The organism is Amycolatopsis sp. GA6-003 (assembly GCF_046267895.1).
Classification (GTDB): Bacteria; Actinomycetota; Actinomycetes; order Mycobacteriales; family Pseudonocardiaceae; genus Amycolatopsis.
Genome location: NZ_CP176499.1, coordinates 96,687 through 119,859 on the forward strand (window position 1 = coordinate 96,687; position 23,173 = coordinate 119,859).

The window sequence follows — 23,173 nt, forward strand, 5'->3', positions numbered from 1 at the left end:
TGTGGTCGATTGCGGGCTCCGTGCTGCAGCCGTGTGCCAGCGTCACGGCTGCCGATGCGTTCTCGTGTGCGAACAGCAGGATTTCGGCGCGGATTTCGCGGACGAGGGTCTGGGGATCGGTCTCGCCGGGTTCGCGTTTGCTGCCCGGGAGGTAGTGCTGCTGCACCGCGTCGAGCCGATGTGTGGGCTCGGCGAGGAGGTTTTCGCGGTCGTCAGCCGCTGGCTGTGCGGCGGCTAGCTCCGGGCTTCGGTATGCGGACCAGCTTCCGCCAACGTCCGTCGGCAGAGGGAATCCGCTCGGCGGGTCGTCTCCGGCAGCCGGTAGTCCGGTGTCAGCGCCAGCGTCGCCTCGCAGGCTTCGGCCAAGCCGATCCGATGGCCCACTGACACGAAGACCGGCTTGACCCCGGTCTGCGTACGCAAAGCGCGGCCGACCACCTCCGCGCCGTCGAGCAGCGGGGACCAGTCACCGCGCGCCGGGCCGGGTGCCTCGTGCGTGAAGGTGAACGGCGTTTTGGCGACCCCGGCCGTCCGGAGGCCGGTCAGGACGCCCAGGTGGCTGGCCAGACCGAGGCGGCGCGGGTGGGCCAGACCGTAGCCGTCGCAGAGGACCAGGTCCGGGCGGCGGCGGAGGGCGGCCAGGGCGTCCAGGACCGGCGGGAGTTCGCGGAAGGCGAGCAGACCCGGCACGTACGGGAAGCTGACCGGTCCGGTCGCGGTCGTTTCCTCCACCGTTTCCAGAGTGCCGAAATCGACGAGCACGGCGGCTGCGACAACGACGTCCCGTTCGTCGTCATAAGCGACGTCGACACCCGCGACTAGGGCACCGTCGGCGGGGGCCGGGCCGGTCGGGTATACGAGGGCGCGCAGCCGGTGTTGTTCGGCGACGGCGGCGGCCTCGGTGGCGGGCCAGGCGGGCATGGAGGTCCTCGGGGATGCGGTGCTCGGAGGGGAAACCCTATGGGAAGCTAACGGACAGGGACGGGTCGGCACAGGGGGGAACGATGTCCGGTGCTGCCGGGAAGCGGCGTCGGGTGCTGTGCGGGCTTCTCGCCGCCGCGCTGCTGGCGGTGGGGTGCGGGCGGCCGGAAGCCGAGCCGGAACCGCCGGTGCGGAGTGCGGAAGCGCCGCTCGCGCTGGTGTACAACGGGCCGCAGGGATGCGCGGAGTGCGGGCCCGCGGTGGCTGATCTGCTGCGCCGGGCGCCGCAGCATTACCGGGTCGAGTACGTGGGGCCGGGCACGGGGAAGCCGCTCACCGCGGCCGTGCTGGCCCAGGCGCAGTTGTACGTCCAGCCGGGCGGCGGGCAGGACCTCGACCGGACTTGGCAGGATCTGGACGCGTCCGCCGCCGCGATGCGCGACTGGGTCCGGGGCGGCGGCAGCTACCTCGGACTGTGCTTCGGCGGCTATCTGGCGGGCCGCGATCCGGGCTTCGGCCTGCTGCCCGGCGACTCGCACGGGTACGCGGGTTCCCCCGGCTCGACGGTCCCGGACGAGCGCGACACCGTCATCGAGGTCAGCTGGCGCGGGAAGCCGCGGCACCTGTATTTCCAGGACGGGCCCGCGTTCCGGCTCGACGACGGGGCCGACGCGACGGTGCTGGCGACGTACTCGAACGGCGCGGCCGCGGTGGTCGTGGCTCCGTACGGCAAGGGGCGCGTGGGCGTCAGCGGGCCGCATCCGGAAGCCGACGCCTCCTGGTACGACGAGAAGGGGCTCACCAATCCGGACGGCATCCGGATGGACCTCGCGTACGACCTGATTCAGGCCACTGTCTCGCGGTAGCGAAAGGGAAACGCGCCGCTGTTTCCACCGCTGCCCGCGTTGAAGATCACGAAGACCGCGACCCCGGCGGAGATCAAGACCGGCGACCGGCACGCCGCTCGGGCTCTTCAGCGAAACTGAAAATCGCTGGCGGCCCAACCGCGGCGGTCTGACCGCGTCAGTTCGGCGGCTGCTGCGGGCCTTCGCCCGGGTTGGGCTGCGGCGGCTGGGAGTACCCGGACTGCTGACCGGGATCGGTCTGCGGATACCCCGGCTGCGGGTACCCCTGCTGCGCGTACCCGGCTTGCGGATACCCGGGCTGGCCGTACCCGGCCTGCGGATACCCCGGCTGCCCGCCCATCGGGTACCCGCCGGGCGCGAACCCGGGCTGGGGAGCGCGGCCGCCCTTCGCCACCGCGAGCACGACCAGCAGCCACGACAGCACTTCGAGAAGGCCGAGCGGGATGCCCACGGCCAGGAAGATCGTCGACATCTCGTCGCTGCTCAGGTGGTCCGCAGCCATCCAGGACGCGACGTTCGTCAGCATGAGCCGCCAGGCGATGTTCAGCCCCGTGGTGACGAGCATGACCACGAAGGCGGCCACCATCATCCCGGAGCCGCCGCGCGAGCGCCGGCCGATCGAGAGGATCAGGCCGAACAGCCCCACGATGAGCAGCAACGCCAGCGGGAGAATCTCGAGGATCGTGTTGGTGAGGGTCGTCATACCTGCTCTCCGCTCAAGGAAAAGTCAGGCAGATCCTAGGGGGCGGCCCGCGGCCGCGTGCCCGGTTCGCCGAAGATGCCGGTCTCGAAACGGCCTCAACTTCGCGGCGCGGCGCGGTATCCGGCGAACCGCTCGTCGACCTCCCCGGCGGTCAGGCCGAAATCGGCGAGGTCGTAGCGGTGCCTCGGTTTCGCGGCCCCGGTACGGCTCCGCTGGTGCAACGCGGTCATCGCTTCGCGCGCCCGCGGACCGAGGTCGAGGCCGAAGTGCTGGTAGACGCCTTCGACGGTGCCGATCGGGTCGGCGACGAAGTCCTCGTACCGGACGTCGCAGAACTGCGCGGGGTCGTGCCGCGCGCGGGCGGCCGCGAACTGCTCCGCACCGCGCGCCCAGAGGTCGAGCTGGCTGCGTCCGACGATCTCGCCGCGGAAGGTGTCCGACCAGCCTTCCGAAGCCTGCTCGGTCAGGCTGCACACCGACGCGATGACGGTGCTGGGCGCGCGATGCGTCTGCACGACCAGCGCGTCCGGGTAGACCTCCAGCAGCGCGTCGAGGGCGAACAGATGGCTCGGGTTCTTGAGCACCCAGCGGCGGCCGGCGTCGGGCAGGCCGATGAGCTGCAGATTGCGCCGGTGCCTGCGGTAGGCGCCGGTCCAGTCCTGCCCGTCGAGCCAGCGCGAGTAGCCGGGCACGTGCGCGAGGCATTCGTACGACACGGATTTCATCGACTGCCGCAGCAGCTGCCAGCATTCTTCGACCTGGTCCGCCGACATGTGGTGCAGGCCCATGAATTCCGGATGCTCGACGTGGTGCTGTTCGTATCCGGCCTGAATCGCTTGGAAGACCGGGTTGTCCGCCCACGTTTCGCGCGGCGGGCGCGGCTGCGGCACTTCGGTCAGCCACACTTCGAGACCCTGGTGCGCCGGGTCTTCGGTGAGCAGCCGGTGCAGTGCCGTGGTTCCGGTGCGCGGCAGGCCGGTGACGAAAATCGGCCGCTCGACGGGGACGTCGGCGTACTGCGGATTCCGCTTCCACGCGGCTTCGCTCAGCAGCCGCGCGACCAGAGCCCCGCGCAGGAACGCACGGTGGACTTTGTTGCCATACGGAGTCAAATCGGCTTCGGCGGCGTAGGAATCGAGCAGGACGCGCAAGCCTTCGAGGTATTCGCCGTCGCCGAAATCGTCGAGGCCGGTGAGTTTCGTGGCGGACGCGTGGAGGTCCTCGACCGTGCCGACGCTGTCTCGTCCTGGACGCATGCTCTTCCCCTCAGTGGTGGTATTCGCCGGCGTTGACGTCGAGGCATTGCCCGGTGACGCAGCGAGCGAGCGCGGACGCGAGGAACACGACGGTGTCGGCGATCTCGTCCGGTTCCGGGAGGCGGCGCAGGTCGATCGTCTCCGCCGTTTCCGCGTACACCTGCTCGGCGGGCACGCCGCGTTCCTTGGCCAGGTAAGCGAAATACCACTTGAGCGAGTCCGCCCAGATGTAGCCCGGGGCAATGGAATTGACCCGGATTCCGCGCGGGCCGAGTTCCGAAGCGAGGCTTTGCGCGAGCGCGAGCAAACTCGCCTTGGCCATTTTGTACGCGCCGAAAGTGCGCCGTGAATGCCGCAGCACCGCCGAGTTGATCATCACGACCGAACCGGCGCTTTCGGCGAGCGCGGAGGTGCAGAGCCGGGTGAGCCGGAGCGCGGCGAGCACGTTGGTTTCGAAGCCCGCGCGCACCGCGTCGAGATCGACTTCGGCGAGGTCGGTGATCGGCGGGATCGCGAAAGCGTTGTGCACCAAGGTGTCCAGTCGCCCGAACTCGCTGAGCGCGGTCTCGACAAGCTTGGTCGCCGAGGCGTCGTCGGTGATGTCGGTGGGCACCGAAACGGCGCGTCGGCCGAGCGCTTCGACCTCGGCGGCGACTTCGGCGAGCCGGGATTCGGTGCGCGCGGCGAGGACGACGTCGGCCCCGGCCGCCGCCGACCGCAGCGCGAGGGAGCGGCCCAGCCCCGGGCCGATTCCGGACACGAGAACGACTTTGCCGGTCAGCAGGTCCATGGCCTCAGCCCAGCATCCTGGCCGCCACCGCGGCCTGTCGCGCGGCGATCCGCTGTGCCCATTCCCCGGGGGTCACGCGGGCCCGCGAGTGGTAGGGCAGCCGGTCGGGGAGTTCGGCGAACTTCACGACCTCGACCTCCGGCCCGTCGGCCGCGGTCAGCTCCCGGGAAAGCCGCTGCCAGCGGATCTGGACGTAGCCGCGGTCGTGCCCGGTGCGTTCGAGCCAGTTCGCGAGGCCGGGGTCGCGTTCGCTGATCACGAACCGCAGCTTGCCGTCCGGGTCGGCCCGGGCCTGGTCGGCGGTGAGGCTGGTCTGGTGGTGCACGTAGTCGAGCGAGACATACCAGGTGCTGCCGAGCTGGATGCCCTGGTACGGCGCGTCGGAACGGGGCACGGTGACGATCATGGCCTCGTCGTCGGCGAGTTCGTAGTGCCCGGCCGAGGAGTACTGCGTGGGCAGGCCGCCGGGCGTGCTGCGCGGTTCGGTCATCGTGTTCACCGGGAGGTTCAGGTAGAACCACTTCGGGAAGGCGAGGAACGTCCGCAGCCGGCTGAGCAGGATCTTCCCGGTGACGCCGTACCGTTTCTCCATCGCCGTGCGGGTCGGGGCGGGCGGGGCCTGGCCGGTGGTGTCGGCGCAGCGGAGCTGGATCGTCCCGCGCCGTTCGGTCGCCCAGTCGCTGTAGACCTCGCGCACGACGAGCATCGACGAACCCGGGCCGAGCACGAAATAGCCGGGTTCGGGATCGGGTTTCGCCGGGCCGAAGCGGATCTCGAAGGAACCGTCGGCGGCGATCGGGATGTCGCGGTCGTCGAACGCGGTCACGCTGTCGGGCACCTCGACCGGCGTGTAGTCGCCGTTGAGGACTTGGAAGCTCAGGTCGGCGGTGGTGCCGCGGGTTCCGGTGACGACGTATTCGCGGTCCTCGCGGATGTTCGCGTTGAAATACAGGGTGTCCGGGTTGTCCAGGCCCATTTTCGTGTACGGGCCGGTGGAGAGGGTGAAGTACGGGAAGTCCCGGTCGTAGGCCCACGCCGCCTGGACCGAGGCGCGGATGCTGCCCGCGAGGTAGTCGTAGCCCTCGATCAGGTCCTGTTCGGTCCGGACGTGCGGGGCCTCGGCGATGATCTTTTCGGCTTCGGCGATCGCGCCGGCGAGCGGTTCGGTCAGCACCGGAGACTCCTCACGCTGGTCCAAATCCGTACCGGAGTGGTACGTTCGGTGTCGGTTGAGACTAGAACGCGTTCTAAGGATGGGTCAATGGCGGTTGCCCGGCGCTCGCCGCCGACCGAACGGGTCGTGCGGCTGCTGGACTATTTCTCGGCCCGGCCGGGCCGGCGCTTCGGGCTTTCCGCGCTGGCCCGCGAACTGGGCCTGAGCAAGCCGACCTGCCTCGGCATCCTCACCGAGCTGACCGCGGCCGGGTACGTGGTCCGCGATCCCCGGACCACGACCTACCGCCTGGGTCCGGCGATGATCGCGGCCGGGCGCGCGGCGGCGGAAGGCTTCGGCGCCAGCGAAATCGCCCGCGCGCACCTGGAAGACGTCAGCGCCCGGTACCAGGCGACGTGCACCGCGTCGGCGGTGGTGGACGGGCGGATCCTGATGCTGCAGAGCGCCGGGCCGGGGAAGGTGCGGCTCGGCGAGACGTACCCGTTCGCGCCGCCGGTCGGGCTGATGTACGTGCTGTGGGACACGGATTCCGCCTTCGACGCCTGGCTCGCCACGCCGCCCGCGGTCCCGGTCCGGCTGGACGAGGCGTACCTCCGCCGGGTGGTCGCCGAGTGCCGCGAACACGGGTATCTGGTGGAAAGCCTGACGTCCGCGGGCCGCCGGCTCTACACGCTGATGGCCGGCGTGGCGGCGGGAGATCTGCCGCCCGAGGTGCGCGGGCTGGTCGGCGAGCTGGTGTCGAGCCTGGGGGAGCGGGTCTACCTCGGCGCGGACCTCGAACCGCGGAAGAAGCACGCGGTGAGCCTGCTGGCCGCCCCGACCTTCGACGCGTCGGGGCGGCAGGAACTGGTGCTGACGCTGTCGGTCGGGGAACCGATCACGGGTGCCGAAATCGCCCGGCGGGGCGCGGCTTTGGCGGCCGTCGCGGACGCGGTCACGGCAGAGGCGGGCGGCGTCCGTCCCGGCTGGGCGCAGGCTTGCCGTCTGTGCGGGGAATCCTGAAGAAAGCTGAGTCCTTCAGGATTCCCGTCACGGACCCGAAACCGAGGACTGGCCCCACCGGTTCGCTGTCAGCTTCCACCCCGGCTGGTCCTTCATCGAGACCAGCGTTTCGTACAGCCGTTCGTACCCGGTGCTGCTGATCCGCCATTCGCCGTTCTCGCGCCGGTAGGTGTCCTCGTAGTACGCGGCTCCCTCGATGACCACCCGGTGCTCGGCGACGATCACTTTGTCCTGGAACAGCCACCGGCCGGTCGCGAGGTCGCCGTCGATCTCGATTTCCGGATGCCCGGCGAAGTGCATCGTCGTGATGCCGGGGCCGACGGCGGTGCGCAGGAACTCCATCAGCGCGTCGCGGTTGTCGAAGTTCAGCGGTTCGCCGTAGGAGGGCGTCCCGTAGTGCACGCGGGCGTCGGCCGTCAGCGTCTCGGCCATCTCGTCCCAGCGCTTCAGATCGAGGCAGCGCAGATAGCGGAATTTCACCCGGCGGATTTCTTCGAGTGCGACGAGGTCCATCCGTTCAGCCTCCCCCGCCGCTTGACCGAGTGCAAGAACCTGTTCTACTTTTCTGTCCTCGAACCCCGGAAGGGCGGATCCGATGGCGACCCAGGCACCCCCGGCCTACGAGCTGAGCCACCTCGGTGCGCTCGAAGCCGAAGCAGTGCACGTCTTCCGCGAGGTCGCGGCGACCTTCGAACGGCCGGTGCTGCTGTTCTCCGGCGGCAAAGACTCGATGGTGATGCTGCACGTCGCGGCGAAAGCGTTCTGGCCCGCGCCGGTGCCGTTCCCGGTCCTGCACGTCGACACCGGGCACAATTTCGACGAGGTGATCCGGTTCCGGGACGAAACCGTCGAGCGCTACGGGTTGCGGCTGCTGGTCACGAGCGTCCAGGACGACATCGACGCGGGCCGAGTTGTCGAAGACCCGAAGGCGGGCCGGAACCGGCTCCAGACCACGACTTTGCTGCGCGGCATCCGCGAGAACGGCTTCGACGCGGTGTTCGGCGGCGCACGGCGCGACGAGGAGAAAGCCCGCGCCAAGGAACGCGTGTTCAGCTTCCGCGACGAATTCGGCCAGTGGGATCCCCGGCGGCAGCGTCCGGAACTGTGGAATCTCTACAACGGCAGGCATCGCAAGGGCGAGCACATCCGGGTGTTCCCGTTGTCGAATTGGACCGAGCTGGACATCTGGCAGTACGTCGAAGCCGAGAACGTGCCTCTGCCGTCGCTGTACTACGCGCATCGCCGACCAGTGGTCCAGCGCGACGGGATGCTGCTCGCGGACACCCGGTTCCTCACCCTGGCCGAGGGCGAGGTTCCTTGTCCGGCAACGGTTCGCTTCCGCACGATCGGCGACGCGACCTGCACCGGCTGCGTCGAGTCGACCGCCTCCTCGCCCGCGGAAGTGGTGGCCGAGGTGGCCGCGACGCGGGTCACCGAACGCGGCGCGACCCGGGCCGACGACCGGATTTCCGAGGCGGGGATGGAAGACCGCAAAAAGGAAGGCTACTTCTGATGAGCGCGCGAGACCGGGTCACGACGGTGCGGCTCGCCACCGCGGGCAGCGTGGACGACGGCAAATCGACGCTGATCGGCCGGTTGCTCTTCGATTCGAAGACGGTGTTCGCCGACCAGCTCGAAGCGATCGAGCGCACCAGCCGGGACCGCGGCGAGGCGTACCCGAATCTCGCCCTGCTCACCGACGGCCTGCGCGCGGAACGCGAACAGGGCATCACCATCGACGTCGCGCACCGGTATTTCGCCACGCCCAAGCGGAAGTTCATCATCGCCGACACGCCGGGACACGTGCAGTACACCCGGAACATGGTCACCGGAGCGTCCACTTCGGACGTCGCGCTGATCCTGGTGGACGCGCGCAAGGGCGTGCTCGAACAGTCGCGCCGGCACGCGTTCCTCGCCAGCCTGCTGGGCATCCGGCATCTGGTGGTGTGCGTGAACAAAATGGACCTGGTCGGCTGGTCGCAGGAACGGTTCGAGGAAATCCGCGAGGACTTCCGCCGGTTCGCGATGAAACTGCACACCCCGGACCTGACGTTCGTGCCGATGTCCGCGCTGCACGGCGACAACGTGGTGCACCGGGGCGCGAGCATGCCTTGGTACGAAGGCACTTCGCTGCTGCATCACCTCGAACAGGTGCACGTCGCTTCGGATCGCAATCTGGTCGACGCGCGTTTTCCGGTGCAATACGTGATTCGCGAGCACAGCCGCGATTTCCGCGGCTATGCCGGGACGGTCGCCGGAGGCGTGTTCAAGCCCGGCGACGAGGTCACGGTGCTGCCATCCGGGTTCACCACGACCGTGCGCGCGATCTGGGGACCCGGCGGGGTCGAGGTGTCCGAGGCGTTCGCGTCGCTGGCGGTCGCCATCGAACTGGCCGACGAACTGGACCTCGGCCGCGGCGACCTGATCTGCCGGCCGGGCAACCGGCCGCACGTGGGCCAGGAGATCGACGCGATGGTGTGCTGGTTCTCCGAACAGGCCGCGCTCGTCCCGGGCGCGAACTACCTCGTCCGGCACACCACCCGCGAGACGAGGGCCGAGGTCCGCGCGCTCGACTACCGGCTCGACGTCACCACGCTGCACCGCGACGAGACCGCGGAGTCGTTGTCGCTCAACGAGATCGGCCGGATCCGGCTGCGGACGCGGCAGCCGCTGCTGTTCGACCCGTACCTGCGCAACCGGCCGACCGGCGGTTTCCTCCTGGTCGACGAACACACCGGAGACACCGTCGGCGCGGGCATGATCACCGGCCCGAGCACGACCGCGCCGAACGTCGTCTGGCATCCGGCCGCGGTGTCGCGGGACGAGCGCGCGACTCGCGGCCGCACGATCTGGCTCACCGGCCTGTCCGCGTCGGGGAAGTCGAGCGTGGCCGTCGAACTGGAGCGCAGGCTGGTCGCTTCGGGCCGTCCCGCCTACCTGCTGGACGGCGACAACCTGCGGCACGGGCTCAACGCCGACCTCGGCTTCGCCCCGGCGGACCGGGCCGAGAACATCCGCCGCGTGGCGGAGGTCGCCAAGCTGTTCGCCGACGCCGGCGTCGTGGCGGTGGTGTCGCTGATCAGCCCGTACCAGGCAGACCGCGAACTCGCGCGCACGGTGCACGAAACGGCGGGGCTGCCGTTTTCGGAGGTTTTCGTCGACACTCCGCTCGAAGTGTGCGAGGACCGCGACCCGAAGGGCCTGTACGCGAAAGCGCGTTCAGGGGAGATCACCGGATTCACCGGGGTGGACGCGCCGTACGAACGGCCCGGGTCCCCGGACCTGGTGCTGCGCCCGGAAAACGGCGACCCGGCGGCGATGGCCGCGCTGGTTCTCGCCGCCCTGGAGTGAGGGTCCGAGCGGCACGGGAGCTGTTCGCACGAGCAAATACCTATGTGCCGTCCCGGCGGAGATGCGCTTACGTTCAGGCCATGGCGAACGAATTGACCATTCCGCTGCTGCCCTGCCGCTCCATCGACGAGATCGCGCCGTTCTACGAGATGCTCGGCTTCGAGATCACCTCGCGGCAGGACCGCCCGTACTCGCATCTCGCGGTGCGGCGGGAAGATTTCAACCTGCACTTCTTCGGGATGGACGGCTACGACCCTGCGCAGTCGTACAGCACCTGCCTGGTCGTCGTGGAGGACACCAGCGAACTGTTCGAGGCCTTCGCGGCGGGGATGCGGGCCGTGCACGGAAAGCTGCTCGTCTCCGGCATCCCGCGGATGACCCGGCCGCGGCTGCGCAACGACCGCTACACCGGGTTCACCGTCGTGGATCCGGGCGGCAACTGGATCCGGATCAACCAGGCCGCCAAGGAGCCCGAAGCGCGGACGAAGCTGGCGAAAGCCATGGAAAACGCGGCGAGACAGGCGGATTCGCACGGCGACGAACGCCAGGGGCTGAAGATCCTGGAAGGCGCGCTGAAGCGGGCGACCGGCGATGAACCGGAGTACCAGGCGGCGCGGGAATACCGCGACGAACTCGTCGAACGGGTCAACGGGGCGGCGCATCGCGGCGCGTGACGGCGTCCGGCGCGGGCCGGCCGGAAAGAGAGACGCCGCCTGACGAGGCACCCGCCCGGCGCGCGGGGCGAACAGCACCGGGCGGGGTCGCCGCGACCCTAGCGCAGCAGGGCCAGGCACCGGATTCCGAACCGGTCTCCGTAATTGTTGAAATACGGAACCAGGATGAAGCCTTTGCCGACCCACACCGGGTTTTGCCAGCGGCAGGCGGCGTGGAAGTCGATCGGAACCGAGGTGCCGTGCCCGGCGCACCGCCAGGACGCGACATTGTCGCCGACGGTGGCGTCGGAATAGCCGAGCGAGTTGCAGTACTGGTTGACCGCGATCCCGCTGACATCGGAGTACGCGGACGGATTCGCCCAGCACCGGCCGCCGTTGTTGGTCACGGTGAAACCGGCCGCCACCAGGTCGGAAAATTGCCACCGGCACGCGGCGGTCAGCGGCACGGCCGTGTCGATTTTGTGGTTGCCGACGCAGAACCAGACGTCGGAGCGGCGCGTGACGTCGGCGAAGCCGTTGGCCTGGCAGAATTCGCGCAGCAGCATGCCGCCGAGGTCGCCGACGGTGGCCGGCGAGGCGGGCGAAGCGGACGCGGCGGGAGAAATGAGCGAAACTGCGAGCACCGCGCCGCCCAGCGCGGCCAGCAGCGATCTGAACCGTGATTGTTTCATCGGAAATCCGTCCGTTTCTGTCCGGAATAATCGCTTTGTGGTGCGCCTCGCGAAGCGGTCCGGGTATCGTTGCGCGCGGGGACGGGCGAGCACAATCAGCCTATGAGCCTAAGGCGTCGCGGCATTCGCGCTACGCGGCGCGGGTTTTCAGCAGGACGTTTTCGGCGCCGCGGACGGGACCGCCTTGTTCCACACCGTCGCGGTCGACCCGTCGGCCCTGATTTCCACGACCGGGAACGGTTTTTCCACCGGGTTGCCGTACTGCGCCTGATCCGGGCTGAACTGGATGGTCCCGCTCGCGCCAGGAACGGCGTTCTGGCACCGCATTTCCTCGATGAGGCCGATCTGGGACAGCGGCGAGCGCACGACCGTCTCGGCGTTGCCGTTCGCGGCGCGGCGGGCGGCGGTGACGGCGACCATCACCGCGTCGTGGGTGAGGATGCCTTCGCCGCTGCCCAGTTCGGAGACGGAAAAGTTCAGCGGCGCCGCGCCGTCGTCCGCGCGGACCGGCTGGCCGTCGCAGGCGCCGGGTTTGCCGGTGAACACCGCCTGGAAGGTGTTGTAGGCGGCCTGCTCCGCGGTGCCGTTGCACGGGCCCCATTCGTCCGGGCTGGCCAGCGAGGTGAACAGCACCCGGACGTGCCCGCCGCGGACGGCGTCGCGGAGATTGGCCTCGTTGATCGCGGAACCGCCGTCGTCGCCGGTGACCACGGTCAGCTTCCCGTTGGCGCACGGGGTGTTCCCCTGCGTCCAGGATTGCACGAACGCCCCGAGGTCGGTGCCGCGGCCGGTGAAGTAGACGACTGTCGGCGCGACCGAGCAGAGATTCTGGTTCAGGTAGGCGAACTGGGTGAGCAGCGGGTCGCTGCGGGAGCCGCCCGGGGGCAGCGCGCCGGGCGAGGTGAACGGGAACCGGTGCGCGGCGGGCATTTCCTTCACCGCTCTCGAGCCGAGGGTCTGGGTGTAGTCGTCGCCGGGGATGTTGTCCTGCACGATCGCGACCCGCGACTGGTCCGGTTCGATGCTCGCGATGTAGCGGGCGGAGGCGGCCACGGAATGGGTGTTGGTGGGCGAGGTGCGGAAGAACCCGGTGTTGAGCTTGCCCTCGGGAGTGAGGTTCATGGTGTCCCCGGTGACCGTCGCGCCGATCACCGGCAGATGCGCCTGGCCGGTCAGTTTCGCCGCCGCCGCGCGGGTGTTGTCCATGCTCTGCCCGAGACCGAGCACCGAGACCACGTGGTGGGCGGCGGCGTGTTCGGCGATCCGGTCCACGGCCTCGGACCAGCTCGCGTACTGGCTGCCCATGTTCGCCAGGAACAGCTTCACCTTCGGCACGCTGCCCTGGAACGCGGCGGTGTGGTTGGCCCGCCACACCCCGGCGACCGCCCCCTCGATGTCCGGATACAGGTCGGGGTAGAGCCGGGTGTCGACGCCCTCGGTCGGCGACATGTCCTGGAACAGCACCACGGACACGTAGTCTCCGGTCACCGCCTCGTTGTTGGCCCGGACCGCCGCTTCCAGCTCCCGCATCCGCTGCGGTTCGTTCTGCCGGAACTGCGAGCTGTCCAGGTCGATGCCGACGCAGGCGCCGCTCGGGTCCGGGGACATGCCCTGCCCGCACCGGGCGAACAGCGGGGGCACGACGAAGCCCGCGGCGACGAGCGCCACGACCGCCGCCGTGGCGGAGCCGGCGGCCAGCACCGGACGCCGCAGCACCCAGTTCGCCGTGCGCGGGAACTTGTGGGTGAACCAGCGCAGGAATCGTTCAAAGCGGCTCATCGCGCTCCTGTCGGGGAAGAGGCGGCTTACTGGCTGTCGAACCGGGCGGCGGCCTCGGTCAGCGAGTCGGTGTCCACCCGGGACGAATGGTTGCCGGCCAGCCGCTCGAAATTCCGGCGGATCCGCCGGTCCCGCACCGGGTCCGGCACGGCGTGCGCGTCGTGGTGGATCCAGAGCAGGGCGGCGATGCAGCTGACCGCGGCCTCGGCCGATTCCCGGCCCGGCCGTTCGTCCGGGACGAGCCGCGCGACGATCTCGTCCGCCGGCTCGAGGGCGGGCCACCGGCACGGCGCCGCGGTCGCCTGGTCCACCAGCCGGACCCAGTCCGCGTGCTCGGCGGCGGCGAACTCCCGCACCAGCTCCTTGACGACCTGGTCGAATCTGTCGCAGGCGAGCTGGTAGTACAGCCGGCGGGCCAGGTCCGCGTCGCCGCTCGGTTCGGCGCAGGCGGCCGCCATCGCGCTGAACACGTCGGCCCACGTCATGGCCACCGAATGCCGGTCGGCGGCGCTTTGCGCGTGCAGGCCCGCCAGCAGGCAGGCGAGCAGCCACGGGTGCAGGACCGCCGGATGCTCCTCCTCGCCGGCGACGACCGGCCACAGCCGCGACGGGCGGGCGGCGAAGGTGCTGACCCACAGGTTTTCCCGCAGCGCGCTCAGGATGTGGTTGGCGTCGGGGAAGGCGACGGGGTTCAGCTCGGCCGACCGCCCGGGCTGGCGGAGCCGGACCGCCACCGCGACCGCCTGCGGAACGACGACCGGCAGCGGGTCGGTCAGCAGCGACCTCGGCAGGAAGGAGGTCAGCGCGCGTTCCCACAGCGGGATTCCGTTGTGCGAGCGGAACAGCAGCGAACGGGCGGGCGGTGCGGCGTCGGCCGGCGGTTCGCCCGCCCTCCGGCCGATTTCCCGCGCGGCGGCGGGAAGCCCGCCGGAAAGCCGCCGGACGAACTCGTCGAAGACGGCCGGTTCCCAGCCGTCCGGAGGGGCCGGCGCGAGTTCGCGCAGCACTCCCGGGCCGGGCGGGTCCAGCCAGACCGGATACCAGGCTCGCGTCGGAGCCGCGCCCTTCCCGCCGGCGGCGGCCAGATGCTGGGTCCACTGCTTGAAATCGGCCTGGGACAGCAGCGGGACCGGCCGCCGGTCCGGGCAGTCCGCTTTCGTCCGCCACGGTTCCCGCCACCAGGTTCCCCAGGCGGACGACCACCGGTCCATCGCCGCCACGATCAGCAGCGGATCGCGCTCGGGCAACCGATTCTGCCGTGCGCGCACGAACGCGGTGAGGAATTCGCGGCCCGCGGGGGCGGCGTCGACGTTGTCGATCAACAGGGCCCAGGCGTGCTCGTGCGGTCCGTCCTGTCCGTGCGGGGTCAGGCACCGGCACCGCCGCACCGGTGTCGTCCACTGGTCGGCGTTGCGCGACAGATCGGCCAGGAACGCGTTCATCACGTGCGGCAGCGGATCGGTGCTGCGCTGGCTCAGCTCGATCAGCGAGTCGATCGTGTCCGCGCCCTCGAGCAAGCCGCTGAACCACTTCAGCGCCTGCCGCACGCTGCGGCGCCGCCGGTTCGCGAGACGCAGCAGCGCGCCGATCCCGCTGCTGACCGCGTGCTGGACAGCGGGACCGGGCACCTGCGTCCCGATGCCGGACAGCGACAGCGCGAACTTGACCGCCGCGCCGGCCAGGTCCGCGACCTGCTGATCGTGGTCCTGGTGCAGGTAGCTTTCGATGAGCTTGAGCACGTGCGCACGGGCCGGATCCCGGTCCTGCGGCAGGGTTTCGTTCAATGCCAGCAAGGAAAGCCCCACCCGGTGGAACGTCGGGTCGCGGGGCAGGTTGTCCCAGTGCCGGGCCAGCAGGAACGACACGTAGGCGACCGCGGCGATCGGGTCGGCGACCTTGGAGTCCTGGAAATCGAGCCGGGCGTGCACGAGCGTGCCGCCGCAGGCCCCGGCGATCGCTTTCAGCGCGGTGCTCTTGCCCGACCCCTTCGGCCCGAGCAGCGCGACCACCGGCTCCGGCACGGCGGTTCCCTCGGCCGGGCGCCGGAACGCTTGCCGGACAAAGAGTTCTGCGGCGGTCAGCACGTGCGGTTCCCCCCGGTCTTGGACACGCTGGTCGGCTCGCTGCGCTCGGCGGCGCGGCAGCAGGTGTATCGGTTCAGGTGTGGGCCGCGTCACAGGGAGCGCGGCGGTTCACTCCAAAGTGTGACCCTCGGGCTCGCTCGCGCAAGCGGCTGTCCGGGCTCTTCTGCTCCGGGCGGCGCTGGGCGGCGCCACGATCGGGCGAAGGCTGGCGGGCGCCGCGTTCGCGGGCGCTTTCTTGTCGGGGCGGTTGCTTAAAGTGCGGGCCATGGCAGTGGACGAGCGCGAACGGGCGCGACGGGTGCTGAGCTTCGCGCTCGAGGTGGCGATGCAGATGTTCCGGCAGGGCATCGAAACTGCCGTCGTCGTGCGCACAGTCCGCGGGCTGGCGTCCGCGGGCGGCGTGGAGGAGCCGCGGATTTCGGTGGGGGTGCGGGCGATTCATCTGCAGTGCTGCCCCGGCGGCGGGGAACCGCTGGTGTTGTTCGGCAGCGTGCGGGCGAACGATGCTCGCGACATCGGCCGGATGGGAGATCTGGAGGCGCTCGCGGTCCGCGCGGCCGCCGGTACGATTTCGCCCGCCGAAGCCGAGCGAGACGCCGGAATCCTCGCTCAAGCGGGGCCAACCTGGCCGTGGTACGTGAGTTTGCTCGGCGGGCGCCTGCTCGCGGCGATGATTTGCCTGCAGGCCAACGGGACCGTGCTCGCCGCGCTGGTGTCCGCCGGGTTGTTCGTGGCCGCCAACCGCGTCGGGTGGGCGTTGAGCACGGTCGGCATCGCGGAGTTCTTCCAGGTCGCGGCCAAGGCGAGCACTGTGCTGGCGGTGGCGGTTTCGTTGCTGTCGCTCGGGGTGCTCACCGGGCACGAGGCGGCGAGCCTGTCGGCGGCGAATCTCGTGGTGCTGCTGCCGATTCTGTCGCTGGTGTCGCTGGTGGAAGACGCGGTCGGAGATTTTCACCTGATGGCGGCGGCGAGGATCGTGACGGTGCTGCTGCTGACCGGCGCGATCGCGACCGGGGTCATGGTGGTGGTGTCGGTGGCGAACGGCCTCGACATCCTCGGCGCGGCCAGCCGGGTGCAACTCGCCGCGCTGCCGCTCGCTTTGGTGCCGGTGACCGCGCTGGTCGGCGCACTGGGCAACGCGATCCTGATGGGCACCCCGGCGCGCTGGTGGCTGCTCGCCTGCGGGGCCGGGATCGTTACGTCGCTGGCGAATTGGGCGGGACGGGCAGTGCTCGGCCTGACGGCTCCGGTGTCGATTTTCCTCGCCACCACAGTGCTCGGCCTGCTGGCCGGGGCTGCGGCGCGGACGCTCGCCGTGCCGACCGCCGTGGTGACGATCCCAGGCCTGACCGGCGCGGTACTGCCCGGGCCCGCGATGTACCTGAGCCTGTCGCAGGTTTTCGCGCGGGTCCCGGGTTCCTGGGACGCGGTGGCGGAAGCAATAGCTTCGACCGCGGCGATCGGAGTGGGCGTGGTGCTCGGGCTGCAACTCGCGGCGCTGCGGCGACCTGCGGCGGCGATTCCGGGGGCTCCGCTTGTTTGACTGGCACCGGGGATCCGGACCTTCGTCACTGCCCGCTGCGGTAAAAGCTCTGCGATACCTAGCTGCTGGCTTCCGGCGCGTGCAGTTTCTGCTATGTCGCCTGCGCTTGTTGGATCAGCGGGTGGTCCCCGGGTGCGAGCGCGAGCAGGTCTATGGCGTGCAACGCTTCCAGCACCCACCCGTCCGCGCGCGGACGCTCGGCCTGTTCATGTACGGCTCGCGCCGGAGGCCCGGCCTCCCGTCACCACCCGCTGCGATAGAAGCTGCTGGCCTCCGCCGCCCGCGCGGCACACAGCTCTTCCTTCACCGTGCGCGCCTGCCTGATCAGCGGGTGGCCCCCGAGCGCGAGCAAGTCGATGGCACCCAACGCTTCCAGCACTCACCCGTCCGTGCGCGGCCGCTCGGCCTGTTCGTGTACGGCTCGCGCCGGAGGCCCGGCCTCCCGTCACCACCCGCTGCGATAGAAACTCCGCGACACATAACTGCTCGCCTCCGCCGCCCGCGCCGCACACAGCTCTTCCTTCACCGTGCGCGCCTGCTTGATCAACGGGTCGTCCCCGGGCGCGAGCGCCAGCAGGTCGACGACGTGCAACGCCTCCTGCACCCGTCCGTCCGCGCGCAGCCGTTCGGCGTGGTCGAGCACCGCCTGCTTGTCCGTGATCGCCTCCGCCCGCGCGGCGGCCGCGACGTCCGGGCGGGACGGGTGCAGGGTCGTCGGATTTCCGTCCCACCACCCGGTTTCCGAGCGGACGATGTCCCGCACGATGTACTCGCGGTGCCCGTAGTGCTCGCGCATCCACGGCACGTCGAACAACTCGGCCGGGTACCGCAGGTCGTGCACGATGTCGTCGACCCGGCGGCCGCGGTTGAGTTCGTCCACCACCGCGGCGCGCAGCCAGCGGAGCGCGGCGGCCGTCAGGGTGAGCTGCCGTACCGGGTCTTCCCGGACCACCGGGCCGAATTCCGGCACCAGCACGGCCGGGTTCAGCGCGGCGAGCCGGTCCAGCGTGTCGGCCCACCGGACGGTGTCGCGCATCGTCCGCATGGGCGTGCCGATGTTGGGGATGCCGTTGATCACCGCGGCGCTGCCGTACAGAATCCGCTGGGACGGCAGCCATACCGCGGTCACGTCGTCCGTTTCGGACGGCGCCCACAGCAGCCGGACGTCCGGGGCCAGCGTCAGAGCTTCCCGGTAGGTCTGGTCCGGGAAGGTGACTGGCGGCGGGGCCGTCAGGTCGGCCATCGGACGGCGGAACTGCCTGGTGTTGATGCGGTTCTGCAATCCGGCCGTCTCGAGATACCGCTGGTAGCGCCGGACGACGTTCTCGTGCGCCACGACGGTCGGGCGGCGTTGCCCGTGCGCGGCGGCGTACTCGAGAAACCCGGGCACGCCGTAGTTGTAGCCGAGGTGTCCGTGGCTGTAGACGATCCAGCGCACCGATTCGCCCAGCCGGTCCAGCACCGGTGCGACGAGGTCCGGCGACGGTCCGGTGTCGACCACGACGAGCCCCGACGCCGTTTCCACCGCGAGGCTGTTGCCCTGCAGCCCGATCGAGCGGACGCCGGGCGCGACCTCGGTGATCTCGCCGCGGCCGTAGAGCGGGTTCTTGCTGTCCGGAAAAGGCATCGGCCGACCACCTCACGTGCGGAGCCCGAGCCGCCGCGCGGTGCGGTCCGGGTTGACGAAGAACACCGCCAGCAGACCGCCCGCAACGGACAGCAGGCCGCTGATGGTGAAGGCGAGCGTGAAACCGCCGACCGGCGACGACGCGGCCTGGATCAGCCGCCCGGTGAGGTACGGGGCGAGCAGCCCGGCCGTGGTGACCAGGCCGACGGTGATCGACAGCACCGCGCCGCGCTGCCGGGTCGGGCTGATCTCCGCGTTCATCGTGACCCCGAGCGCGAACACGACCCCGCCCAGGCTGAACGCGACGGTCAGCAACGCGATCTGGAACCAGCCTCCGGTGTGCGGGAACAGCAGCATCGCGAGACCCGAGACCAGCACCGCGACGCCGCCGAGCACCCCGCGCGCCACCCGGCTCGACACGCCGCGGCGCATCAGCCGGTCGCTGAGCGCTCCCTGGGCGAGGTTGAACACGACCGACGCGATCCACGGCAGCGCGACCAGGGTCCCGGTGGTCACCGTGCTGTAGTGCAACGCCGTCTCCAGGTAATGCGGCACCCACGCGACCAGCACGGCCAGCGCCCAGTACGCGGCGAACCCGGCCAGGAAACCGCCGAGCCAGGTGCCGTTCAGCAGGATCCGCCGGTAGGGGACACGGGGTTCGTCCGCTTCGGACTCGACCGTCGGCGCGTGCACCGAAGCGGTTCCGGCGACCTTGCCCTCCCGCCCGAAAACGGCCCACAGCACCGACCACGCCAGGCCGACCACGAGCAGCGCGAAGAACGCCCACCGCCAGCCGTAGCCGACGATCAGCGCCGTCAGCAGCGGGGAAGCCAGCGCGACGCCGATGCCGGAACCGGCGTTGAGCAGCGCGCTGGGCAGGCCGCGTTTCTCGTTGGGGAACCACTTGTACGCCGCGTGCATGGCCAGCGGGTTCGCCGGGCCTTCGGCCGCACCGAGCACGATCCGGCTGACCAGCACCGCGCCGAAGCCGACGGTGCCGAGCATCGGGGCCTGCGTCAGTGCCCAGACGACGCCCAGTGCCAGCAGGATCCACTTCGTCGGCACGCGGTTCGACACGAAGCCGACCACGATCGCGGAAACGCTGAACAGGAAGTAGAACCCGCTGCTGATCAGGCCGTACGCCTCGGGCGACAGACCGAGATCGTGCATCAGCGGTTTCGCGGCGAGGCCGAGCACGGCCTTGTCCGCGAAGTTGATCAGCATGAACACCAGCAGCAGCCCGGTGACGACCCAGCCGCGGGCGCTGGTGCCGCCGGCGCGCCGGTGCGCCGTGGTTTCGGCGGGGAGGACGGGAGCGTTCATCGTGGAGGTCCCCATTTCAACGTCGTTGTCGGACGGGGTGGCGGGTCAGAAGGCCCAGCGGGTGCGGCCCGCGGTGCGGGCGCGCAGCTGCTCGGCGCGGTCGGTGCCGTCGAGCACGGCTTGGGATTCGGCGGCGGCCCAGGCGTAGACGCCCTTCGCCATCGTCGAGGTCGCGGCTTTCTCCAGTGCGGTGAACACTTCCGCGCGGGCGGTGTGCGCGGTCTCGTCGTCCGGGGCGGCGTCCACGGCGAGCTGGGCGAAGTGCCCGGCCAGCCGGTGCTCGCCGGCGGCGAGCAGTTCCCGCGCCCGCGCGGCCAGCCGGCCGGAGCCGCCGGACAGGTCGGCGAGTTCGCGGGACAGGTCGGCGCGGCGGGCGGGTTTGAGGTTGGCCGGGTTGCCGTCGTACCAGCCGCCGTAGAGCCGCCAGACGTTGCGGACGACGAATTCCGGCTCGTCGTAGGACGGCTTCAGATACGGCTTGGCCAGCAGTTCCGCGGGGGCGGTGACGCCGTGCACGACCTCGTCGAGCGTGGCTCCCGCGTTCATCGCGTCCACGGTCTGGTCGTGCAGGGTTTCGAGGAACTCGGCGGTGTCGGACAGCGCGGTCCGGATCCGGTCGGCGCCCGCGATCGGCACGCCGTGCCCGGGCAGCAGCAGTTCCGCGCCGAGCCCGGCCATCCAGCGCAGCGCCCGCGCCCACTCGGCGGCGTAGCGCTGCACCTTCTGCGGATTGCCGGGATTGGGGGAGGACCAGATGAAAAAGTCGCCGCAGCACAGGATTTTCCGGTCGGGCAGCCACGCGATCGTCGCGTCGTCCGTCTCGCCGCGGCCGTGCGTCAGCTGGACGTCGAGGTCGCCGATCCGCAGCGTCGTGCTGTCGCGGTAGGTGACGTCCGGGTGCCGGTACCGGTCGGGCCAGCGGAATCCGGGCGACTGGAACTGCCGCTGGTTGATCACCGTGTTGTAGCCGCGCGTGCGTTCGTACCGGGCGAACCGCGGCGGCGTGTTTTCGTGCGCCAGCACGGACGGGCGGCGCCACCCGCGCTCCTCGGCTTCGAGGTCGAACGGGCCGACGCCGAAGACGTGGTCGATGTGCCCGTGCGAGTAGACCGCGGTGTGCAGCGGAGCGTCGGTGCGGGCCCGGGTCGCGCCGAACAGGTCCTTCGCGGTGCGGCGTTCGCCGGTGTCGAAGCAGAACAGGCCGTCGGCGGTGGGGAAGAGGAAGACGTTGCCGAACGCCGGCCACATCCAGACGCCCTCGGCCAGCTCGTGCAGACCGTCCTTGCGCAGCGCGCCGGTGTGGTAGACGCGGGTGTCGGCCTCGCCTCGCCAGACCTTGTCGGCGTAGTCGAGCAGGTCAGTCACGGGATGCCTCCTGAGCGTTTTCGGTGAACAGCGCGTCGACGGCGATCAGGTCGTCGCCGGCGACGCAGAGCGGGTTGAGGTCGGCTTCGGCGAATTCCGGATGGCTGTCGAGGATGCGGAGCAGTCCGTCGATCGCGGCGGCGACGGCGGGGACCGGGGCGGCGAGGACGTCGCCGCCCCACGCGGCCAGTTCCGCCCGTTGCTCCGCCGTCGCCGGGAGCAGCAGCGCGCGCCGGGGTGCGGCCGGGTCTTCGGCACGGTCGCCGCCCGCGCCGAGGACGATTGCGGTGCCGTACAACGGATCCCGCGTCGCGCCGAGGGCGAGTTCGGCGGAGTGCGGCAGCAGAGGCTGCACGACGAGCGTCCGGTCCGGGTCGGTGGAGACCTCGTCCAAGCGCGTTTGGAGCGTGTCCAGCACGGCGGGCAGTTCGGCCGCGGTGACGCCGACGCGGACCAGCCCGGCCCGCGCCCGGTGCGGCACGTCGGCGGCATCGCCCTTGACCACATACGGCTCTGGCCAGCCTCTTTGTCGAACCGCGGCGGCGAGATCGGTTCCGGCGACGGTGTCCACATGCGGAATACCAGCGTCCTGCAGCAGGGGGACGGACCGCAGTTCGGTCCACACTGGACGGTCGGCGCCGCTGGAGTGCCGTGCGGGCTCCGGCACCCGATCCGGGACCAGTACCCGCAGGCGACGCACGAGGGCGCCGATGCTGGGCAGCACGGTGTCCGGCCGTCCGAGCTTCGCCAGCTCGCCGGGCGGGGCGCAGGCCCAGACGAACCACGTCGGCGTCCGCGTCGCGGCGGCGGCCGCGGCCAGCCGGTGGTAGGCCTCCCGGAACCGGTCGCCGAACGTCAGGTAGAGCACGACGCCGTCCAGCTCCTGATCCTCGTCGAGCGCGCTCAGCAGCTCGCCGACCCGGTTCATCCAGCGGTCGATGTTGCCGCCGAGATCGACCGGGTTCTCGTCGGCCGCCTCGACTCCGCCGATCTCCGCGAGTTTCGCGCGGGTCCGGCCGGACAGCGGCGGGATCCGGACGCCGAGCGCGGTCAGGTTGTCGGCGAGGATGCCGCCCGCGCCACCGGACATGGTCAGCACGGCGAGCCGCGGCGCCGGAGGCAGCGTCGTCCCCTTTCGCGCGCAGAGCACCGCGTCCACCAGCTGATCGTCGTCGGTGACGAGATGGATGCCTTCCTGGCGGCACAGCGAGGCGAGCAGGAAGTGGTCGCCGGCGACGGCCGCGGTATGCGAGAGCGCGGCTTGGCGGCCGGCGGCGCTGCTGCCCACCGCGAGGGCCACCACGGTCTTGCCCGCCGCTCGCGCCTGGCGGCCGAGAGCCCGGAGACCGTCCGCGTCGCGCACGCCTTCGAGGTAGAGCACGAGCACCTCGACGTCGGGCTGGTCGAGCAGGTCGCTGCCGATTTCGTGGCTGGACAGGCAGGCTTCGTTCCCGACGCTCGCGTAGTAGGAGTAGCCGATCCCGGCCTGTTCGAGCAGGTCGGCGAGCACGAACCCGATCGCGCCGCTCTGCGTGACGATCGCGACCGGACCCGGCGGCACGCGCTCGCGGTCGAGGAAAACGGTCGTCGACAGCTGCACTCCGGCCGGGCGGCTCACCACGCCGAGGCAGTTCGGGCCCAGCACCGGCAGATCTCCGGCGGCTTCGCGCAGTTCGTCCTCCAGCGCGCTGTTGCCGCCTTCCGCGAAGCCGGAGGCGAAGACGACGACCGCGCCCGAGCCGAGCTCACGCGCCTGCCTGACCAGCGCGGGAACGGTTTCTGCCGGGGTCGCGAGGACCACCAGGTCGGGGCCGTAGCCGATCTCGGCGAGCGAGCGGACCGTGCGCACGCCCGGCAGGTCGAGCGGGCCGCGCGAGACCGCGAAGACTTCGCCGCCGTAGCCGCTGCGCAGCAGCCGGTCCAGCGCGATCCGTCCCCAGGACAGCGCGGTGGTCGTGGACACGCCGGCCACGGCGACCGACTTCGGGCGGAACAGCGGCTCGCAGCGCATCGGTCCGGGGCCTCCTGTGATCGCGGTCATGGA

Annotated in this window: 21 protein-coding genes; 7 read left to right on the forward strand and 14 right to left on the reverse strand. The window is 70.6% G+C overall.

From position 1 onward, the window contains the following. The first annotated feature begins 64 nt into the window (after positions 1-64). Positions 65-238, forward strand: coding sequence for a hypothetical protein (locus F9C12_RS00450; RefSeq protein ID WP_409464281.1), 174 nt, complete (start codon positions 65-67; stop codon positions 236-238). On the opposite strand, the gene F9C12_RS00455 is transcribed toward F9C12_RS00450, so the two are convergent. Further along, positions 235-921: an endonuclease V gene (locus F9C12_RS00455; RefSeq protein WP_409464282.1), complete on the reverse strand. Its 687-nt coding sequence runs from the start codon at positions 919-921 to the stop codon at positions 235-237. The two genes, F9C12_RS00450 and F9C12_RS00455, sit on opposite strands and share 4 nt — an antisense overlap. A gap of 83 nt (positions 922-1,004) precedes the next feature. Between F9C12_RS00455 and F9C12_RS00460 the strand changes: the two genes are divergently transcribed. Then, positions 1,005-1,787, forward strand: a complete 783-nt coding sequence (locus tag F9C12_RS00460; RefSeq protein WP_409464283.1) for a BPL-N domain-containing protein — start codon at positions 1,005-1,007, stop codon at positions 1,785-1,787. Between the two features lie 157 nt (positions 1,788-1,944). On the opposite strand, the gene F9C12_RS00465 is transcribed toward F9C12_RS00460, so the two are convergent. From F9C12_RS00465 to F9C12_RS00480, 4 genes are all read right to left on the reverse strand, one after another. After that, positions 1,945-2,490 carry a hypothetical protein gene (locus tag F9C12_RS00465; protein WP_409464284.1) on the reverse strand — a complete coding sequence of 182 codons (546 nt, stop codon included), beginning with the start codon at positions 2,488-2,490 and terminating at the stop codon, positions 1,945-1,947. Between the two features lie 95 nt (positions 2,491-2,585). Then, positions 2,586-3,746, reverse strand: coding sequence for a sulfotransferase family protein (locus tag F9C12_RS00470; RefSeq protein ID WP_409464285.1), 1,161 nt, complete (start codon positions 3,744-3,746; stop codon positions 2,586-2,588). Between the two features lie 10 nt (positions 3,747-3,756). Beyond that, positions 3,757-4,536 carry an SDR family oxidoreductase gene (locus F9C12_RS00475; protein WP_409180023.1) on the reverse strand — a complete coding sequence of 260 codons (780 nt, stop codon included), beginning with the start codon at positions 4,534-4,536 and terminating at the stop codon, positions 3,757-3,759. Positions 4,537-4,540: 4 nt separating this feature from the next. Then, positions 4,541-5,710: a hypothetical protein gene (locus F9C12_RS00480; RefSeq protein ID WP_409464286.1), complete on the reverse strand. Its 1,170-nt coding sequence runs from the start codon at positions 5,708-5,710 to the stop codon at positions 4,541-4,543. Between the two features lie 87 nt (positions 5,711-5,797). On the opposite strand from F9C12_RS00480, the gene F9C12_RS00485 reads away from it, so the two are divergent. Beyond that, complete coding sequence (locus F9C12_RS00485; protein ID WP_409464287.1) at positions 5,798-6,712, forward strand: helix-turn-helix domain-containing protein; 915 nt, start codon at positions 5,798-5,800, stop codon at positions 6,710-6,712. A 27-nt stretch (positions 6,713-6,739) separates the two neighbouring features. Here the strand turns inward: F9C12_RS00485 and F9C12_RS00490 are convergent, their stop codons facing one another. Then, on the reverse strand, positions 6,740-7,225 hold the full coding sequence (locus F9C12_RS00490; RefSeq protein WP_409464288.1) for a nuclear transport factor 2 family protein: 486 nt from the start codon (positions 7,223-7,225) through the stop codon (positions 6,740-6,742). An 82-nt stretch (positions 7,226-7,307) separates the two neighbouring features. On the opposite strand from F9C12_RS00490, the gene cysD reads away from it, so the two are divergent. From cysD to F9C12_RS00505, 3 genes are all read left to right on the forward strand, one after another. After that, positions 7,308-8,225: a sulfate adenylyltransferase subunit CysD gene (gene cysD / locus F9C12_RS00495; RefSeq protein ID WP_409464289.1), complete on the forward strand. Its 918-nt coding sequence runs from the start codon at positions 7,308-7,310 to the stop codon at positions 8,223-8,225. Continuing rightward, a complete protein-coding gene (cysC, locus tag F9C12_RS00500) occupies positions 8,225-10,063 on the forward strand; it encodes an adenylyl-sulfate kinase (protein ID WP_409464290.1) in 1,839 nt (612 codons plus the stop codon). Before cysD ends, cysC begins: the two co-directional genes overlap by 1 nt. A gap of 80 nt (positions 10,064-10,143) precedes the next feature. After that, on the forward strand, positions 10,144-10,737 hold the full coding sequence (locus F9C12_RS00505; protein WP_409464291.1) for a hypothetical protein: 594 nt from the start codon (positions 10,144-10,146) through the stop codon (positions 10,735-10,737). A 98-nt stretch (positions 10,738-10,835) separates the two neighbouring features. Here the strand turns inward: F9C12_RS00505 and F9C12_RS00510 are convergent, their stop codons facing one another. The 3 genes from F9C12_RS00510 to F9C12_RS00520 all read right to left on the reverse strand — a co-directional run bounded on the left by F9C12_RS00510 (position 10,836) and on the right by F9C12_RS00520 (position 15,271). Next, positions 10,836-11,408, reverse strand: a complete 573-nt coding sequence (locus F9C12_RS00510) for a hypothetical protein (RefSeq protein WP_409464292.1) — start codon at positions 11,406-11,408, stop codon at positions 10,836-10,838. Between the two features lie 147 nt (positions 11,409-11,555). After that, positions 11,556-13,187: an ABC transporter substrate-binding protein gene (locus tag F9C12_RS00515; protein WP_409464293.1), complete on the reverse strand. Its 1,632-nt coding sequence runs from the start codon at positions 13,185-13,187 to the stop codon at positions 11,556-11,558. Positions 13,188-13,213: 26 nt separating this feature from the next. Beyond that, positions 13,214-15,271 (reverse strand): hypothetical protein, encoded by a 2,058-nt coding sequence (locus F9C12_RS00520; protein ID WP_409464294.1) that lies wholly within the window; start codon positions 15,269-15,271, stop codon positions 13,214-13,216. A 265-nt stretch (positions 15,272-15,536) separates the two neighbouring features. On the opposite strand from F9C12_RS00520, the gene F9C12_RS00525 reads away from it, so the two are divergent. After that, on the forward strand, positions 15,537-16,814 hold the full coding sequence (locus F9C12_RS00525; protein ID WP_409464295.1) for a threonine/serine exporter family protein: 1,278 nt from the start codon (positions 15,537-15,539) through the stop codon (positions 16,812-16,814). 241 nt (positions 16,815-17,055) lie between these two features. Here F9C12_RS00525 and F9C12_RS00530 read toward each other — a convergent pair whose 3' ends face one another. The 5 genes from F9C12_RS00530 to F9C12_RS00550 form a co-directional block, all read right to left on the reverse strand. Then, positions 17,056-17,193, reverse strand: a complete 138-nt coding sequence (locus F9C12_RS00530) for a hypothetical protein (protein WP_409464296.1) — start codon at positions 17,191-17,193, stop codon at positions 17,056-17,058. A gap of 66 nt (positions 17,194-17,259) precedes the next feature. Next, positions 17,260-18,441 carry an alkyl sulfatase dimerization domain-containing protein gene (locus F9C12_RS00535; protein WP_409464297.1) on the reverse strand — a complete coding sequence of 394 codons (1,182 nt, stop codon included), beginning with the start codon at positions 18,439-18,441 and terminating at the stop codon, positions 17,260-17,262. A 12-nt stretch (positions 18,442-18,453) separates the two neighbouring features. Beyond that, positions 18,454-19,764 carry an MFS transporter gene (locus tag F9C12_RS00540; protein ID WP_409180036.1) on the reverse strand — a complete coding sequence of 437 codons (1,311 nt, stop codon included), beginning with the start codon at positions 19,762-19,764 and terminating at the stop codon, positions 18,454-18,456. A 45-nt stretch (positions 19,765-19,809) separates the two neighbouring features. Next, positions 19,810-21,129: an alkyl sulfatase dimerization domain-containing protein gene (locus tag F9C12_RS00545; RefSeq protein ID WP_409464298.1), complete on the reverse strand. Its 1,320-nt coding sequence runs from the start codon at positions 21,127-21,129 to the stop codon at positions 19,810-19,812. After that, positions 21,122-23,170 carry an acetate--CoA ligase family protein gene (locus tag F9C12_RS00550; protein ID WP_409464299.1) on the reverse strand — a complete coding sequence of 683 codons (2,049 nt, stop codon included), beginning with the start codon at positions 23,168-23,170 and terminating at the stop codon, positions 21,122-21,124. Before F9C12_RS00550 ends, F9C12_RS00545 begins: the two co-directional genes overlap by 8 nt. Positions 23,171-23,173 lie beyond the last annotated feature (3 nt).